Origin of the sequence: Citrobacter sp. Cu096 (assembly GCF_030332285.1) — a bacterium.
Lineage (GTDB): Bacteria > Pseudomonadota > Gammaproteobacteria > Enterobacterales > Enterobacteriaceae > Citrobacter > Citrobacter meridianamericanus.
Map to the genome: position 1 here is coordinate 245,350 of NZ_JAOWID010000022.1, position 15,369 is coordinate 260,718.

Sequence of the window (15,369 nt, forward strand, 5' to 3'; positions counted from 1 at the left end):
ACGACGCAAATGCCATTCTCAGGCGCAAGACGCTAGTCAGCGTTGTGCCGCTCCAGGTAATTATAGCGGCACACATGCGCGCTGGGCATTAATTACGATGGGTCAAAATCGAGTCGACCAGACCGTACTCTACCGCTTCAGAAGCAGAGAGGAAGCGATCGCGCTCGGTATCACGTTCAATCTGCTCAAGAGATTGACCCGTATGATGCGCCATAAGTTCGTTCATGCGCCCTTTTACCTTCAGGATTTCACGGGCATGAATTTCAATATCCGTTGCCTGGCCCTGGTAACCGCCCAGAGGTTGGTGGATCATGACGCGAGAGTTAGGCAGGCAAAAACGTTTACCCTTCGCCCCGGCGGTCAGCAGGAACGCGCCCATTGAGGCCGCCTGGCCCATACAAATGGTGCTGACGTCCGGCTTAATAAACTGCATGGTGTCATAGATAGACATCCCGGCAGTGATCACCCCACCAGGGGAGTTGATGTACAGGTAGATATCTTTTTCTGGGTTTTCTGCTTCCAGGAACAGCATCTGCGCCACGATCAGGTTAGCCATATGGTCTTCGACCTGGCCGGTCAGAAAAATGACGCGTTCCTTAAGTAGACGAGAATAGATATCAAAAGAGCGCTCACCACGTGAGGTCTGTTCAATGACCATCGGCACCAGCGCCATATGGGGTGCAAAGTTATCTCGTTCGCCGCTGTATGACATTTCCGTCTCCTGGATAAAATTTGAAAAAACCTGCTGTGCTGATTGTAACCTTATGGACGGATTATCAGCTAGTCCCTCAGTAATGGGTACGACATCGCCATAATTCAAGCATAACAATCTTTTGTTGTAACGCTAACACTGAAACGCTGTTTTCGCACTCTTCCCATGCAAAATGCGTGACAAAAAAAAACCCGCCACCAAAAGGTGACGGGCTTGCGTAGGAAATTCGTGCTAAAAAAGCAACGAATTACGCCTGCTGGTTCATCAGTTCGTTGAAGGAAGTGGCTTTTTCAGTCACTTTCGCTTTCGCCAGAACGGCTTCAACAGCCTGCTCTTCCAGAGCGACGTTACGCATGTTGTCCATCAGCTCTTTATTTTTGCTGTAGAACTCAACAACTTCTTTCGGATCTTCGTAAGCAGAAGCCATCTCTTCGATCAAGCCTTTAACGCGATCTTCGTCAGCTTTCAGCTCGTTGGTGCGAATCACTTCGCCCAGCAGCAGACCAACAACTACACGACGCTTAGCCTGTTCTTCGAACAGTTCACGCGGCAGTTCCAGCGCTTGTTTCTCGTTACCGCCAAAACGCTGTGCAGCCTGACGACGCAGAACGTCGATTTCGCTGTCGATCAGCGCAGCCGGAACGTCGATGTCGTTAGCTTTTACCAGACCTTCAATCGCCTGAGACTTAACGCGGTTACGCACTGCGCCTTTCAGCTCGCGCTCCATGTTTTTACGTACTTCAGCGCGCAGACCCGCGACGGAACCATCTTCAACGCCGAAACGTTTGATGAATTCTTCAGTCAGTTCCGGCAGTTCACGTTCTTCAACTTTCTTCAGGTTGATAACGAACTTAGCGGCTTTACCTTTCAGGTTTTCAGCGTGGTACTCTTCCGGGAAGGTCACGTCGATAGTGAACTCTTCGCCAGCTTTGTGGCCTTTAACGCCTTCTTCGAAACCTGGGATCATACGACCCTGGCCCATCGCCAGAACGAAGTCAGACGCTTTGCCGCCTTCGAACTCTTCGCCGTCTACAGAGCCGGTGAAGTCGATGGTTACACGATCTTCTGCATCAGCAGCGCCGTCTTTGTCTTTCCAGGTTGCCTGCTGCTTACGCAGGGTGTCCAGCATCACGTCAACGTCAGCGTCAGTAACTTCAACAACCGGTTTTTCAACTTCGATTGCTTCCAGGCCAGTCAGCTCAACTTCCGGGTAAACTTCGAACTCTACCGCGTAAGTAAAATCTTCACCCAGCTTGTATTCACCCGGAACGTAGTTCGGTGCGCCAGCCGGATTGATTTTTTCTTTGATGATCGCGTCAACGAAGTTGCGGCTCATCAGGTCGCCCAGAACGTCCTGGCGAACAGACGCGCCATAACGCTGAGCAACAACATTCATCGGTACTTTTCCTTTGCGGAAACCGTCAATACGCACTTTCTTCGCTACGTTGACCAGCTCGCTTTTCACAGCGGTCTCGATGCTGTCAGCAGCGATAGTAATCGTTACACGGCGGCCAAGGCCTTGAGTGGTTTCAACTGAAACTTGCATCTTGTTACCTCAAAAAATCACAGTGCTCGGTCAACTCTTCTCCGCAAGCACAGGTTGTTGGCTTCGCGGAACTGGGATGTTCTCATAATCAATCACATTCCCTGTCGTCAGAATCATCCCGAAGACATTCCGAAAAATAAGACGCGCATTATAGCGGCATCACTTTTATGAGTCGAGAACGGTTATCGCGCGTTGCTGCGGCTTTTTTCACAATTCCCGGCTAATTTTTGTCTGAATACTGTACGCCCCCCCCAGAATTCAGACAAAACAAAACGGCCCGCAGGCCGTTTTCACATAATCTGTAGCAACATACTGGAAAAGCGTCGGTTGTTGCAAATCCGTTTTTACGCGATGCTTCCCGCCCCACGACACGGAGGCGATGCAAAGATCGTATCCTGCAACGCTTCCCACTCCTTAATGGTGTAGGTATGCAGGGCAAGGGCATGAACGGTTGTGGAAAGCTCCGCCGTTAACGTGCTGTAAATCATCCGATGGCGATTAAGAAAACGTTCACCTGTAAAGCGATCGCTAACCAGCACAACCTTAAAGTGGCTTTCAGAACCGGCCGGGACATTGTGACGATAGCTTTCATCCACAACTTCGAGGAATACGGGTTCGAACGCTGCCCTTAATTTTTCTTCTATTTGCTCACGAATCATCATGAAATTTTTCCTCCGACAACGCTGAGATGTCACCCATCCCTTTAAATACTAGCCGCTTTTACCGTTTTCATTACACCTTAGCAACAAAAAATTAGCGCTTGTCTGATTTTCTCAGCCAAACGGATGAAGTTCACTGAATCCTCACTTCGATTTATTGCAAAAATCCCGTTTATGGTCTTTAGAAAGTCATAAAACGGACAACACAATGAATTTACATGCGTTACCCACTTCCCCTCATCGTTGGCGATGTTATGATGGCGGGAATTTTCTCCAACCATACAATTTAGATTCGCTGAGAGCCCTGGCATGTTTAAAAAAATCCTCTTCCCGTTAGTCGCGCTGTTCATGTTAGCTGGATGCGCAACGCCGCCAACCACTATTGAAGTCTCCCCGAAGATTACGCTGCCGCAGCAGGACCCAAGCCTGATGGGCGTGACCGTTAGCATCAACGGTGCCGACCAGCGTCAGGATCAAGCGCTGGCAAAAGTCACCCGCGACAACCAGCTGGTTACCCTGACCGCGTCCCGCGATCTGCGTTTCCTGCTGCAAGAAGTGCTGGAAAAACAGATGACCGCACGCGGCTATATGATTGGGCCGAACGGTGCAGTAAACCTGCAAATCATTGTTAGCCAGCTGTACGCTGACGTGTCTCAGGGTAGCGTGCGCTATAACATTGCCACCAAAGCAGATATCGCCATCATTGCGACCGCTGCTAACGGCAACAAGATGACCAAAAACTACCGCGCAAGCTATTCTGTTGAAGGCGCACTGCAGGCCTCTAACAAAAATATCGCTGACGCCGTTAACAGCGTGCTGACCGACACCATCGCTGATATGTCTCAGGACACCAGCGTTCACGATTTCATCAAGCAGAACGCGCGTTAATTTCTGCCCATATGGCCCGGCGTTCGTCGGGCCTATAGAAGCCCATGTCCAGTCATTACTTACGTATTTTTCAGCAACCACGTTCAGCTATCCTGCTCATTCTGGGGTTTGCTTCCGGTTTACCGCTCGCACTGACCTCAGGTACGCTTCAGGCATGGATGACGGTTGAGAATATCGATCTTAAAACCATTGGTTTCTTTTCTCTGGTCGGCCAGGCCTACGTGTTTAAGTTCCTCTGGTCCCCGCTTATGGACCGCTACACGCCGCCATTTTTAGGTCGACGCCGCGGTTGGCTGCTGGCAACCCAGGTGCTGTTACTCATTTCTATCGCCGCGATGGGCTTTCTTGAGCCCGGCACACAACTGCGCTGGATGGCCGCACTGGCCGTGGTGATCGCGTTTTGTTCAGCATCGCAGGATATCGTCTTCGACGCCTGGAAAACCGACGTGTTACCTGCCGAAGAACGTGGCACTGGCGCAGCAATCAGCGTGTTGGGCTATCGTTTAGGGATGCTGGTTTCCGGTGGGCTGGCTCTGTGGATGGCCGATCGCTGGCTGGGCTGGCAAGGCATGTACTGGCTGATGGCGGCGCTGCTGATACCTTGCATCATTGCCACATTGTTGGCACCCGAACCGACTGATGCCATTCCGGTGCCCAAAACGCTGGAGCAGGCAGTGGCGGCTCCGTTGCGCGACTTCTTTGGTCGTAACAACGCCTGGCTTATCCTGCTGCTTATTGTGTTGTATAAGCTTGGGGATGCCTTCGCCATGAGTCTGACCACCACCTTTTTAATCCGCGGCGTCGGATTTGATGCGGGTGAAGTCGGCGTGGTGAATAAAACGCTCGGGCTTCTGGCAACCATCGTTGGTGCATTGTACGGTGGGATCCTGATGCAGCGTCTTTCGCTGTTCCGCGCATTGCTGATATTTGGCATTCTGCAAGGGGCGTCAAATGCAGGCTACTGGCTATTGTCCATCACTGACAAACACATGTTCAGTATGGCGGCCGCCGTCTTCTTTGAAAACCTGTGTGGCGGAATGGGCACGGCAGCGTTTGTCGCTTTATTAATGACGCTGTGCAATAAGTCCTTCTCAGCGACCCAGTTCGCCCTGCTCTCCGCGCTTTCAGCCGTTGGTCGCGTTTATGTTGGCCCGGTAGCGGGTTGGTTTGTCGAAGCGCACGGATGGCCGACGTTTTATCTGTTCTCGGTGTTTGCCGCGATCCCTGGTCTCATACTGTTGCTGGTTTGTCGTCAGACCCTGGAGCATAGTTGGCAAAATGAAAGCTTTCTTCCACGCACGGAATTTCGTGGAGCGTACGGTCTGGCATTAATGACGCTGGTAGTGGGTTGCTGTTTGCTGGCAGTCTGGCTGCTACTGCTGACGATGAACGCCCTCGATTACACTCACTTCTCCTTCCTGCCGGAACTGCTTGAAGTCTCAGTGACGGTCGCCGTCTGCGGGGTCATTTTTGGCGGATTGCTGGATTATCTGGCTCTGCGCAAAACCCGTCTGGCGTAAAAATCCGTATTAATAAGCCGTTGTAATCACCCTGCGTAATTATAACGGCTAAATAAACAACAATTGATAAAAATAATATTTGTTATTTTGTGCGCCAAAGAATTTGGAAATTATTGACGCCTTTTATATATTCTATTTTCCTTACTCGATTCAGCCACTACAGATTTATTTTTTGTTCCTGAGTTGTCTTTTTATTGATAATTAATTGTTAATTAATTGTTTTATTTTCGTATTGGTTATACCAATTACCCTCAGCATCTCCTCCGCCTGTCCGCTTTCGTTATAACGTGATGTTGCAACAGGTTCTTAAAGTCAAAGCGACATATATTGTAACATATGTGACACGCATGGCAGAACCCAGTAACACAGATCCAAGGATGTTTACAGTAATGTAACCTTCCCGTAAAATGCCCTCACACTTTAAACGCCACCCGGTCCCGTGGAATTGAGGTCGTTAAATGAGACTCAGGAAATACAATAAAAGTTTGGGATGGTTGTCATTAATTGCAGGCACTGCGTTACTCAGTGGCTGTAATTCTGCGCTGCTTGACCCTAAAGGACAGATTGGACTGGAACAACGTTCACTGATACTGACGGCATTTGGCCTGATGTTGATTGTCGTTATTCCAGCCATCTTGATGGCTGTTGGTTTTGCCTGGAAGTATCGTGCAAGCAATAAAGATGCGAAGTACAGCCCGAACTGGTCACACTCCAATAAAGTGGAAGCTGTGGTCTGGACGGTGCCGATCTTAATCATCATTTTCCTTGCCGTACTGACCTGGAAAACCACTCACGCTCTTGAGCCAAGCAAACCGCTGGCGCATGACGAGAAGCCCATTACCATCGAAGTGGTTTCCATGGACTGGAAATGGTTCTTTATCTATCCGGAACAGGGTATCGCTACCGTGAATGAAATCGCCTTCCCGGCGAATACTCCGGTTGAGTTCAAAGTGACATCTAACTCCGTGATGAACTCCTTCTTTATCCCGCGTCTGGGTAGCCAGATTTATGCCATGGCCGGTATGCAGACTCGACTGCATCTGATCGCCAACGAAGTCGGTACTTATGATGGTATCTCCGCAAGCTATAGCGGACCAGGCTTCTCCGGTATGAAGTTCAAGGCTATCGCAACAAAGGACCGCGCCGAATTCGACCAATGGGTTGCTAAAGCTAAACAGTCTCCGAACACCATGAGCGACATGGCTGCGTTCGAAAAAGTGGCTGTGCCAAGCGAATACAACCAGGTGGAATACTTCTCCAACGTGAAACCTGATTTGTTTAAAGACGTTATTAACAAATTTATGGCTCACGGTAAGAGCATGGACATGACCCAACCCGAAGGTGAGCACAACGCACACGAAGGCATGGAAGGCATGGACATGAGCCACGCGGAATCCGCTCACTAAGGGGCCGAGGAAGAATACGATGTTCGGAAAATTGACGCTGGATGCAGTGCCGTTCCATGAACCCATTGTCATGGTTACGATCGCTGCCATTATCATCGGTGGTGCGGCCTTACTGGGCCTAATCACTTACTTCGGTAAGTGGACCTACCTGTGGAAAGAGTGGCTGACTTCGGTTGACCACAAACGCCTTGGCATCATGTATGTCATCGTCGCAATCGTCATGTTGATTCGTGGCTTTGCAGATGCCGTCATGATGCGTAGTCAGCAAGCGCTGGCTTCAGCAGGTGAAGCGGGTTTCCTGCCACCTCACCACTACGACCAGATCTTCACGGCTCACGGCGTGATTATGATCTTCTTCGTGGCAATGCCATTTGTTATCGGTCTGATGAACCTGGTGGTTCCGCTGCAGATCGGCGCACGTGACGTTGCGTTCCCATTCCTGAACAACCTGAGCTTCTGGTTCACCGTTGTCGGCGTAATCCTGGTTAACCTGTCTCTGGGCGTAGGTGAATTCGCTCAGACCGGTTGGCTGGCATATCCGCCGCTCTCGGGAATAGAGTACAGTCCAAGCGTCGGGGTCGATTATTGGATATGGGCAGTCCAGTTGTCCGGTATTGGTACAACGCTGACTGGTATCAACTTCTTTGTGACCATCATTAAGATGCGTGCGCCAGGAATGACCATGTTCAAGATGCCGGTATTTAGCTGGGCGTCTCTGTGCGCGAACATCCTGATTATCGCTTCTTTCCCAATCCTGACGGTTACCGTCGCGTTGCTGACCCTGGATCGCTATCTGGGCACCCATTTCTTTACCAATGATATGGGCGGCAACATGATGATGTACATCAACCTGATTTGGGCCTGGGGCCATCCGGAAGTGTACATTCTGATCCTGCCAGTATTCGGGGTATTCTCCGAAGTCGCTGCAACCTTCTCGCGTAAGCGTCTGTTTGGTTACACCTCGCTGGTGTGGGCAACCGTGTGTATCACCGTTCTGTCGTTCATTGTTTGGCTGCACCACTTCTTCACCATGGGTGCCGGCGCAAACGTAAACGCCTTCTTCGGTATTACCACCATGATTATCGCCATCCCGACCGGGGTGAAGATCTTCAACTGGCTGTTCACCATGTATCAGGGCCGTATCGTATTCCACTCAGCAATGCTGTGGACGATTGGCTTTATCGTGACCTTCTCAGTCGGCGGCATGACCGGCGTACTGCTGGCGGTTCCGGGTGCCGACTTCGTACTGCACAACAGTCTGTTCCTGATTGCGCACTTCCATAACGTTATCATCGGCGGCGTGGTATTTGGTTGCTTCGCGGGGATGACCTACTGGTGGCCGAAAGCGTTTGGCTTCACGCTGAACGAGACCTGGGGTAAACGCGCATTCTGGTTCTGGATCATCGGCTTCTTCGTGGCATTTATGCCGCTGTACGTGCTGGGCTTTATGGGTATGACCCGTCGCCTCAGCCAGCAGATTGACCCGCAGTTCCATCCGATGCTGGTTGTTGCCGCTTGTGGTGCCGCGCTGATTGCACTGGGTATCCTGTGCCAGTTCATTCAGATGTACGTGTCCATTCGCGACCGCGAGCAGAATCGTGATCTGACCGGTGACCCATGGGGTGGTCGTACGCTGGAGTGGGCAACCTCTTCCCCGCCTCCGTTCTATAACTTTGCCGTTGTGCCGCACGTTCACGAGCGTGATGCCTTCTGGGAAATGAAAGAAAAAGGTGAAGCGTACAAGCAGCCTGCGCACTATGAAGAGATTCATATGCCGAAGAACAGCGGTGCCGGTATCGTCATTACCGCCTTCGCAACACTGTTTGGTTTCGCCATGATCTGGCATATCTGGTGGCTGGCGATTGCAAGCTTCGCAGGCATGATCATCAGCTGGATTGTGAAAAGCTTTGATGAAGACGTGGATTACTACGTGCCGGTCCCGGAAATCGAAAAACTGGAAAACCAGCATTTCGATGAGATTACTAAGGCAGGGCTGAAAAATGGCAACTGATACTTTAACGCACGCGACTGCCCACGCGCACGAACACGGGCACCACGATGCAGGCCAGACCAAAATCTTCGGATTCTGGATCTACCTGATGAGCGACTGCATTCTGTTCTCTATTCTGTTTGCAACCTATGCCGTTCTGGTGAACGGCACCGCAGGTGGCCCGACAGGTAAGGACATTTTTGAACTGCCGTTCGTTCTGGTTGAAACATTCCTGCTGTTATTCAGCTCCATTACTTACGGCATGGCAGCGATTGCCATGTACAAGAACAACAAGAGCCAGGTTATCTCCTGGCTGGCGTTGACCTTCTTGTTCGGTGCCGGATTCATCGGGATGGAACTCTATGAATTCCATCACCTGATTGTTAACGGCATGGGCCCGGATCGTAGCGGTTTCCTGTCTGCGTTCTTCGCGCTGGTCGGCACGCACGGTCTGCACGTCACCTCCGGTCTTATCTGGATGGCAGTTCTGATGGTGCAAGTCGCTCGTCGCGGCCTGACCAGTACTAACCGTACCCGCATCATGTGCCTGAGCCTGTTCTGGCACTTCCTGGATGTGGTATGGATCTGTGTGTTCACTGTTGTTTATCTGATGGGGGCGATGTAATGAGTCATGCTAACGAGAGCGGCGGCGCATCCCATGGCAGCGTAAAAACCTACATGACAGGTTTTATCCTGTCGATCATCCTGACGGTTATTCCGTTCTGGATGGTGATGACAGGTTCTGCCTCTCCGGCCGTCATTCTGGGAACTATTCTGGCAATGGCAGTGGTACAGATTCTGGTGCACCTGGTGTGCTTCCTGCACATGAATAGCAAATCTGATGAAGGTTGGAACATGACGGCCTTTGTCTTTACTGTGCTAATCATCGCCATCCTGGTTGTGGGCTCCATCTGGATTATGTGGAACCTTAACTACAACATGATGATGCACTAAGAGCGGCGATTATGATGTTTAAGCAATACCTGCAAGTAACGAAACCAGGCATCATCTTTGGCAACCTGATCTCGGTGATTGGGGGGTTCCTGCTGGCCTCGAAAGGCAGCATTGATTATCCCCTGTTTATCTACACGCTGGTTGGGGTGTCACTGGTTGTGGCGTCGGGTTGTGTATTTAACAACTACATCGACAGGGATATCGACAGGAAGATGGAGAGGACCAAAAACCGCGTGCTGGTTAAAGGTCTGATTTCCCCTGCGGTCTCACTGGTATACGCCACCCTGCTGGGTATTGCTGGCTTTATGCTGCTGTGGTTTGGCGCGAACCCTCTGGCCTGCTGGCTGGGGGTAATGGGCTTCGTGGTCTATGTGGGCGTCTATAGCCTGTACATGAAGCGCCATTCCGTTTATGGCACGCTGATTGGCTCACTCTCCGGCGCTGCGCCGCCGGTGATTGGCTACTGCGCCGTAACCGGTGCGTTCGATAGCGGTGCGCTGATTCTGCTGGCTATTTTCAGCCTGTGGCAGATGCCGCACTCTTACGCGATTGCGATTTTCCGCTTTAAGGATTATCAGGCTGCCAACATCCCAGTACTGCCGGTGGTGAAAGGCATTTCAGTCGCGAAAAACCATATCACGCTGTATATCATCGCATTTGCTATCGCCACGCTGATGCTAACCCTGGGCGGCTATGCAGGTTATAAATACCTGATTGTTGCTGCGGCGGTGAGCGTCTGGTGGTTGGGCATGGCGCTGCGCGGTTATAAAGTGGAAGATGACAAAGTCTGGGCGCGCAAGCTGTTCGGCTTCTCCATCATCGCCATTACCGCGCTTTCCGTGATGATGTCCGTCGACTTTATGGTGCCAAACTCGCAGAACCTGCTGACTTACGTCTGGTAAAATCTGCTGATACGAAAAGGGTGCTTCGGCACCCTTTTTATTGGCAAGAAAGCTATTCAATCATATAGCCATTTCCCGGCCTTTGCTGACTCAATAATCATCCCAACTGTCAGAGGTTTTAACTCAATATCGGGAGGATCTTTTTTCCAGAAAGGGTATTCTTGTTCAATATAATTCCTCCCATCAAAATTCGAATATTCAATATCAAAATGTTCAAATAAATCAGCTAAAAAATCATATGCATCTTCCGGAACAAACTGAAAATCATCCTCAAGGGTCCATTGTTTAGTGACCTGCTTAAGACCAGGTCTAAACCAGCGTTCCCTGATTGGGTAATTCTTCATGATGTACTCAATAACTTCAGCTTCATAATTTCTCATCAGAAAGATGTCCACTGTATGCGATATTTAGTCGTACTAATATCATGATATCATTAGACTTTATGATGTATTATTCATACACCCTGTTGACCTTGGTTGGGTAAATTCAGCGAATGCTAAAAGGGTACTTCGGCATCCTTTTTATTTACTACCCGATTTTGACAGCGTCAGGTCTCGTCTTTTTGTTCATCAGGCCAGATCTCAAACAACCATTTCCCCGCCTTTGCTGACTCCGCAAACATCCTTACGGTTAAAGGTAAACGTGTGCCTTCTACTTCTTCCCATTTAGCTTTGAACCATCTAGTGAATAGTGGCAAATTGTGCCACGGATAATACGGTTTCCAGTTCACACATGATAAATCGACTTTAAACTCTTTCTCATATCGAGTCAGAGCACTGTGGAGGTCATCACCGGGGACATCAAATAGTTCTGAGTCGAGTTCTAAAGGAACCTCTTTCCAGTTTTCATCCAAATACCCGGGTATTTCTTCCCTGAAAAGCTTTAACACATCGTCTTGAATACTCATTAGAATGATGTCCATTGAATACCGTCATCAGCCTGAATCAATTGGTGATATTTATTACGAAATACCATTTTCCTTTTCCCTGTTTCCATTAGTAATAACCACAAAAAGACTACACCTGTAATTATCGCAAGTAAATTAGTTGCAATCGTAACTATTTAAGTTTCCGTGCTACACAATTCCACATATCGTAGAGGTTTACCCCATTCCTTCCCCGCTTTACACTAGGCGCGAAATTAATACAGAGGTGGGAATGAACGATTACAAAATGACGCCCGGTGAGTTGCGCGCCACCTGGGGTTTAGGGACCGTATTCTCGTTGCGCATGCTTGGCATGTTTATGGTTCTGCCGGTTCTGACCACGTACGGCATGGCGCTACAGGGTGCCAGCGAAGCGTTGATTGGCCTTGCCATCGGTATTTACGGTCTGGCACAGGCCGTCTTCCAGATCCCCTTTGGTTTACTCTCTGACCGCATCGGCCGTAAGCCGCTTATCGTCGGCGGACTGGCGGTATTCGTTCTCGGCAGCGTGATTGCCGCGCTCTCCGATTCAATCTGGGGAATTATTCTTGGCCGCGCCCTACAAGGCTCTGGCGCCATTGCCGCCGCCGTAATGGCGCTGTTGTCCGACTTAACCCGCGAGCAAAACCGCACCAAAGCGATGGCGTTTATCGGCGTCAGCTTTGGTATCACTTTCGCCATTGCGATGGTGCTGGGGCCCATCGTTACCCACGCGCTGGGGCTACACGCGCTGTTCTGGATGATTGCCGCTCTTGCCACCACGGGTATCGTGCTGACTATTTGGGTCGTTCCCAATAGTACCAACCACGTGCTGAACCGCGAGTCGGGCATGGTAAAAGGCAGCTTCAGCAAAGTGCTGGCGGAGCCCAAACTGCTGAAACTCAATTTCGGCATCTTGTGTCTGCACATTTTGCTGATGTCCACTTTCGTCGCGTTACCAGGACAACTGGCGAAAGCCGGTTTCCCCGCCGCAGAACACTGGAAAATTTATCTGGTGACGATGCTGCTGTCCTTTGTTTCCGTGGTGCCGTTCATCATTTACGCCGAAGTAAAGCGCAAGATGAAACGCGTATTCCTCGCCTGCGTGTTACTGATCCTTATTGCAGAGATTGTATTGTGGAGCGCTAACATTCGTTTCTGGGGTCTGATTGCGGGCGTGCAGATTTTCTTCCTCGCCTTTAACCTGATGGAAGCCCTTCTCCCCTCGCTTATCAGCAAAGAATCACCTGCAGGTTATAAAGGCACGGCGATGGGCGTTTACTCCACCAGCCAGTTTCTTGGCGTGGCGATTGGCGGTTCACTCGGCGGTTGGGTGGTCGAAATGTTTGATGGTCAGGCCGTATTCCTGGCTGGCGCGCTGCTGGCAGCCATTTGGTTACTGGTGGCAAGCACAATGAAAGAACCGCCGTACGTCAGCAGCCTGCGCGTGGAAATCCCACCAGAGATTGCCGCGGATGACACGTTGAAGCAGCGTCTGCTGGCGAAAGAAGGGATAAGCGAAGTGTTAATTGTCGCAAAAGAGCACTCGGCCTACGTGAAAATCGACAGCAAAGTCACCAATCGATTTGAGGTTGAGCAGGCCATCAGCCAGGCGTGATAATTGCCGGATGGCGACTATCGTCTTATCCGGCCTACAAATAGCGTGTGCGACCTGTAGGCCGGATCAGGCATTACGACTTAATCGCGGAAATTTTTAAACTGGAACGGCTGGCCGAGATCGCCACCGCGAACCAGCGCCATGACGGATTGCAGATCGTCACGCGCCTTACCGGTCACACGAATTTCTTCACCCTGAATCTGCGCCTGCACCTTCAGCTTGCTGTCTTTGATCAGCTTAACGATTTTCTTTTGCACCGCACTTTCAATGCCCTGCTTCAGCTTAGCTTCAACAAACCAGGTTTTACCGCTGTGCACGAAGGTCTCTGGTACGTCCAGCGACGTGCCTTCAATACCGCGTTTCAGCAGCTTTGCACGTAAAATATCCAGCAGCTGATTGACCTGGAAATCAGACTCGCTCAGCACCTTAATCGTCTTATTTGACTCATTCAGCTCAAAAGTGGCTTCAACGCCACGAAAATCAAAGCGTGACTCGACTTCACGGCTGGCGTTATCCACCGCGTTACGGGCTTCCTGAAGATCAACTTCAGAGACAATATCGAAAGATGGCATCTTTTCCTCTCCCTTCATTTTTGATGCGAAGCATAATACCTGCAAAGTTACTCAACAGACAGCGCTATACTAGGCTGTATCCCTTCATTGTACGTGGTAGTGACATCTGCGAACAATAATGGGGTGCGGTCGAAATGGATTAACACCTGGTGTTGTTGCAGGTGAGGAGGAAGAATGAAAATTACCGTACTGGGATGTGGAGCGTTAGGACAGCTATGGCTTACAGCACTGTGCAAACATGGACATGAGGTGCAAGGGTGGCTGCGCGTACCGCAACCCTACTGCAGCGTAAACCTGATCGACACGGATGGCTCAGTTTTTAATGAATCCCTGACGGCAAACGACCCCGACTTTTTGGCAAAAAGCGACCTGCTGCTGGTCACCCTGAAAGCCTGGCAGGTTTCTGATGCGGTAAAAGGCCTGGCCGCAATTCTGCCTGAAACCACGCCCATTCTGCTTATTCACAACGGCATGGGCACGATTGAAGAGTTACATAACATTAAGCAACCCTTGCTGATGGGTACCACCACCCACGCAGCGCGCCGTGACGGGAACGTCATCATTCATGTCGCTCAGGGAACAACGCGTATTGGACCGGCGCGTGAGCAAGACGGAGATTTCAGCTATCTGGCTGAAACCCTGCAAGAGGTGCTGCCGGACGTCGCCTGGCACAACACTATTCGCGCCGAGCTGTGGCGCAAGCTGGCCGTCAACTGCGTCATTAACCCGCTGACCGCATTATGGGATTGCCCAAACGGTGAGTTACGCCACCATCCGGAAAAAATAGCGCTCATCTGCGAGGAAGTGGCAGCGGTGATCGAACGCGAAGGCCACCACACATCAGCGGATGATTTACGCTATTATGTCGAGCAAGTGATTGACAGTACGGCGGAAAATATCTCATCTATGCTGCAGGACATTCGCGCCATGCGTCATACCGAGATCGACTACATTACCGGTTATTTGTTAAAACGCGCACGCGCGCACGGCATCGCCGTTCCGGAAAATGCCCGCCTGTTTGAAATGGTTAAAAGAAAGGAAAGTGAGTATGAGCGCTCAGGCACTGGTATGTCTCGCCCCTGGTAGTGAAGAAACCGAAGCAGTTACTACTATCGATCTGCTGGTTCGCGGCGGACTTAAGGTCACAACCGCCAGCGTCGCCAGCGATGGCAACCTGACGATCGTGTGCTCGCGCGGTGTGAAACTGCTGGCGGATGCGCCATTAGTCGAAGTTGCCGACGGCGATTTCGACATCATCGTGCTGCCCGGTGGTGTCAAAGGTGCCGAGTGCTTTCGCGACAGTCCCCTGCTGGTCGAAACCGTGAAACAGTTTCATCGCTCCGGACGCATAGTCGCGGCAATCTGCGCCGCTGCCGCGACCGTCCTCGTCCCACACGACATTTTTCCCATCGGCAACATGACCGGCTACCCGGCGCTGAAAGACAAGATCCCCGCGGAGCAATGGCAGGACAAGCGCGTCGTGTGGGATCCGCGCGTTAACCTGTTAACCAGCCAGGGACCGGGAACCTCCATCGATTTCGGTTTAAAAATCATTGATCTGTTGGTTAGTCGTGAAAAGGCTTACGAAGTTGCATCACAACTGGTGATGGCAGCGGGAATTTATAACTACTACGAGTAACAAATATGATATGCCCGATGGCGTTGCACTTGTCGGGTATATTGCCGCCTCCAAATATA

The 15,369-nt window shown here is 50.7% G+C and carries 16 protein-coding genes; 10 read left to right on the forward strand and 6 right to left on the reverse strand.

Going from position 1 to position 15,369, the window contains the following annotated elements; all coding sequences use genetic code 11:
* Window positions 1–88: 88 nt before the first annotated feature.
* The 3 genes from clpP to bolA form a co-directional block, all read right to left on the reverse strand.
* Window positions 89–712 carry an ATP-dependent Clp endopeptidase proteolytic subunit ClpP gene (gene clpP, locus OGX99_RS07880; protein ID WP_003021624.1) on the reverse strand — a complete coding sequence of 208 codons (624 nt, stop codon included), beginning with the start codon at window positions 710–712 and terminating at the stop codon, window positions 89–91.
* A 247-nt stretch (window positions 713–959) separates the two neighbouring features.
* A complete protein-coding gene (tig, locus tag OGX99_RS07885; RefSeq protein ID WP_003021622.1) occupies window positions 960–2,258 on the reverse strand; it encodes a trigger factor in 1,299 nt (432 codons plus the stop codon).
* Window positions 2,259–2,602: 344 nt separating this feature from the next.
* Complete coding sequence (gene bolA / locus OGX99_RS07890) at window positions 2,603–2,920, reverse strand: transcriptional regulator BolA (protein WP_003021619.1); 318 nt, start codon at window positions 2,918–2,920, stop codon at window positions 2,603–2,605.
* Between the two features lie 306 nt (window positions 2,921–3,226).
* On the opposite strand from bolA, the gene OGX99_RS07895 reads away from it, so the two are divergent.
* From OGX99_RS07895 to cyoE, 7 genes are all read left to right on the forward strand, one after another.
* Complete coding sequence (locus tag OGX99_RS07895; protein WP_151218626.1) at window positions 3,227–3,805, forward strand: lipoprotein; 579 nt, start codon at window positions 3,227–3,229, stop codon at window positions 3,803–3,805.
* Window positions 3,806–3,849: 44 nt separating this feature from the next.
* Complete coding sequence (ampG, locus tag OGX99_RS07900) at window positions 3,850–5,325, forward strand: muropeptide MFS transporter AmpG (protein WP_151218625.1); 1,476 nt, start codon at window positions 3,850–3,852, stop codon at window positions 5,323–5,325.
* 458 nt (window positions 5,326–5,783) lie between these two features.
* On the forward strand, window positions 5,784–6,731 hold the full coding sequence (gene cyoA / locus OGX99_RS07905; protein WP_151218624.1) for a cytochrome o ubiquinol oxidase subunit II: 948 nt from the start codon (window positions 5,784–5,786) through the stop codon (window positions 6,729–6,731).
* Between the two features lie 19 nt (window positions 6,732–6,750).
* Window positions 6,751–8,742, forward strand: coding sequence for a cytochrome o ubiquinol oxidase subunit I (gene cyoB / locus OGX99_RS07910; protein ID WP_151218623.1), 1,992 nt, complete (start codon window positions 6,751–6,753; stop codon window positions 8,740–8,742).
* Complete coding sequence (locus OGX99_RS07915) at window positions 8,732–9,346, forward strand: cytochrome o ubiquinol oxidase subunit III (protein WP_003021608.1); 615 nt, start codon at window positions 8,732–8,734, stop codon at window positions 9,344–9,346. The genes cyoB and OGX99_RS07915 overlap by 11 nt, the downstream gene beginning before the upstream one ends.
* Complete coding sequence (locus tag OGX99_RS07920; protein ID WP_003021607.1) at window positions 9,346–9,675, forward strand: cytochrome o ubiquinol oxidase subunit IV; 330 nt, start codon at window positions 9,346–9,348, stop codon at window positions 9,673–9,675. Before OGX99_RS07915 ends, OGX99_RS07920 begins: the two co-directional genes overlap by 1 nt.
* Before the next feature lie 11 nt (window positions 9,676–9,686).
* Window positions 9,687–10,577, forward strand: coding sequence for a heme o synthase (cyoE, locus tag OGX99_RS07925; RefSeq protein WP_286543130.1), 891 nt, complete (start codon window positions 9,687–9,689; stop codon window positions 10,575–10,577).
* A 56-nt stretch (window positions 10,578–10,633) separates the two neighbouring features.
* On the opposite strand, the gene OGX99_RS07930 is transcribed toward cyoE, so the two are convergent.
* Both OGX99_RS07930 and OGX99_RS07935 read right to left on the reverse strand, forming a co-directional pair.
* The gene (locus tag OGX99_RS07930; protein ID WP_286543132.1) at window positions 10,634–10,957 is read right to left on the reverse strand and encodes a DUF1493 family protein; all 324 of its coding nucleotides are present in this window, start codon (window positions 10,955–10,957) and stop codon (window positions 10,634–10,636) included.
* 167 nt (window positions 10,958–11,124) lie between these two features.
* On the reverse strand, window positions 11,125–11,499 hold the full coding sequence (locus OGX99_RS07935) for a DUF1493 family protein (protein ID WP_210904719.1): 375 nt from the start codon (window positions 11,497–11,499) through the stop codon (window positions 11,125–11,127).
* A gap of 235 nt (window positions 11,500–11,734) precedes the next feature.
* On the opposite strand from OGX99_RS07935, the gene OGX99_RS07940 reads away from it, so the two are divergent.
* Window positions 11,735–13,099 carry an MFS transporter gene (locus OGX99_RS07940; RefSeq protein ID WP_286543135.1) on the forward strand — a complete coding sequence of 455 codons (1,365 nt, stop codon included), beginning with the start codon at window positions 11,735–11,737 and terminating at the stop codon, window positions 13,097–13,099.
* 80 nt (window positions 13,100–13,179) lie between these two features.
* Here the strand turns inward: OGX99_RS07940 and OGX99_RS07945 are convergent, their stop codons facing one another.
* Complete coding sequence (locus tag OGX99_RS07945) at window positions 13,180–13,671, reverse strand: YajQ family cyclic di-GMP-binding protein (protein ID WP_003831002.1); 492 nt, start codon at window positions 13,669–13,671, stop codon at window positions 13,180–13,182.
* A 174-nt stretch (window positions 13,672–13,845) separates the two neighbouring features.
* Between OGX99_RS07945 and panE the strand changes: the two genes are divergently transcribed.
* Window positions 13,846–14,757: a 2-dehydropantoate 2-reductase gene (panE, locus tag OGX99_RS07950; protein WP_151218619.1), complete on the forward strand. Its 912-nt coding sequence runs from the start codon at window positions 13,846–13,848 to the stop codon at window positions 14,755–14,757.
* Complete coding sequence (gene yajL / locus OGX99_RS07955) at window positions 14,720–15,310, forward strand: protein deglycase YajL (protein ID WP_286543137.1); 591 nt, start codon at window positions 14,720–14,722, stop codon at window positions 15,308–15,310. Before panE ends, yajL begins: the two co-directional genes overlap by 38 nt.
* Window positions 15,311–15,369 lie beyond the last annotated feature (59 nt).

Bases quoted from the DNA above. Each gene is read 5' to 3' on its own strand.
- yajL (WP_286543137.1), top strand. From the start codon at position 14,720: ATGAGCGCTCAGGCACTGGTATGTCTCGCCCCTGGTAGTGAAGAAACC.
- OGX99_RS07920 (WP_003021607.1), top strand. From the start codon at position 9,346: ATGAGTCATGCTAACGAGAGCGGCGGCGCATCCCATGGCAGCGTAAAA.
- OGX99_RS07915 (WP_003021608.1), top strand. From the start codon at position 8,732: ATGGCAACTGATACTTTAACGCACGCGACTGCCCACGCGCACGAACAC.
- tig (WP_003021622.1), bottom strand. From the start codon at position 2,258: ATGCAAGTTTCAGTTGAAACCACTCAAGGCCTTGGCCGCCGTGTAACG.
- OGX99_RS07940 (WP_286543135.1), top strand. From the start codon at position 11,735: ATGAACGATTACAAAATGACGCCCGGTGAGTTGCGCGCCACCTGGGGT.
- ampG (WP_151218625.1), top strand. From the start codon at position 3,850: ATGTCCAGTCATTACTTACGTATTTTTCAGCAACCACGTTCAGCTATC.
- OGX99_RS07930 (WP_286543132.1), bottom strand. From the start codon at position 10,957: ATGAGAAATTATGAAGCTGAAGTTATTGAGTACATCATGAAGAATTAC.
- clpP (WP_003021624.1), bottom strand. From the start codon at position 712: ATGTCATACAGCGGCGAACGAGATAACTTTGCACCCCATATGGCGCTG.
- cyoB (WP_151218623.1), top strand. From the start codon at position 6,751: ATGTTCGGAAAATTGACGCTGGATGCAGTGCCGTTCCATGAACCCATT.
- OGX99_RS07935 (WP_210904719.1), bottom strand. From the start codon at position 11,499: ATGGACATCATTCTAATGAGTATTCAAGACGATGTGTTAAAGCTTTTC.
- bolA (WP_003021619.1), bottom strand. From the start codon at position 2,920: ATGATGATTCGTGAGCAAATAGAAGAAAAATTAAGGGCAGCGTTCGAA.
- panE (WP_151218619.1), top strand. From the start codon at position 13,846: ATGAAAATTACCGTACTGGGATGTGGAGCGTTAGGACAGCTATGGCTT.
- OGX99_RS07945 (WP_003831002.1), bottom strand. From the start codon at position 13,671: ATGCCATCTTTCGATATTGTCTCTGAAGTTGATCTTCAGGAAGCCCGT.
- OGX99_RS07895 (WP_151218626.1), top strand. From the start codon at position 3,227: ATGTTTAAAAAAATCCTCTTCCCGTTAGTCGCGCTGTTCATGTTAGCT.
- cyoA (WP_151218624.1), top strand. From the start codon at position 5,784: ATGAGACTCAGGAAATACAATAAAAGTTTGGGATGGTTGTCATTAATT.
- cyoE (WP_286543130.1), top strand. From the start codon at position 9,687: ATGATGTTTAAGCAATACCTGCAAGTAACGAAACCAGGCATCATCTTT.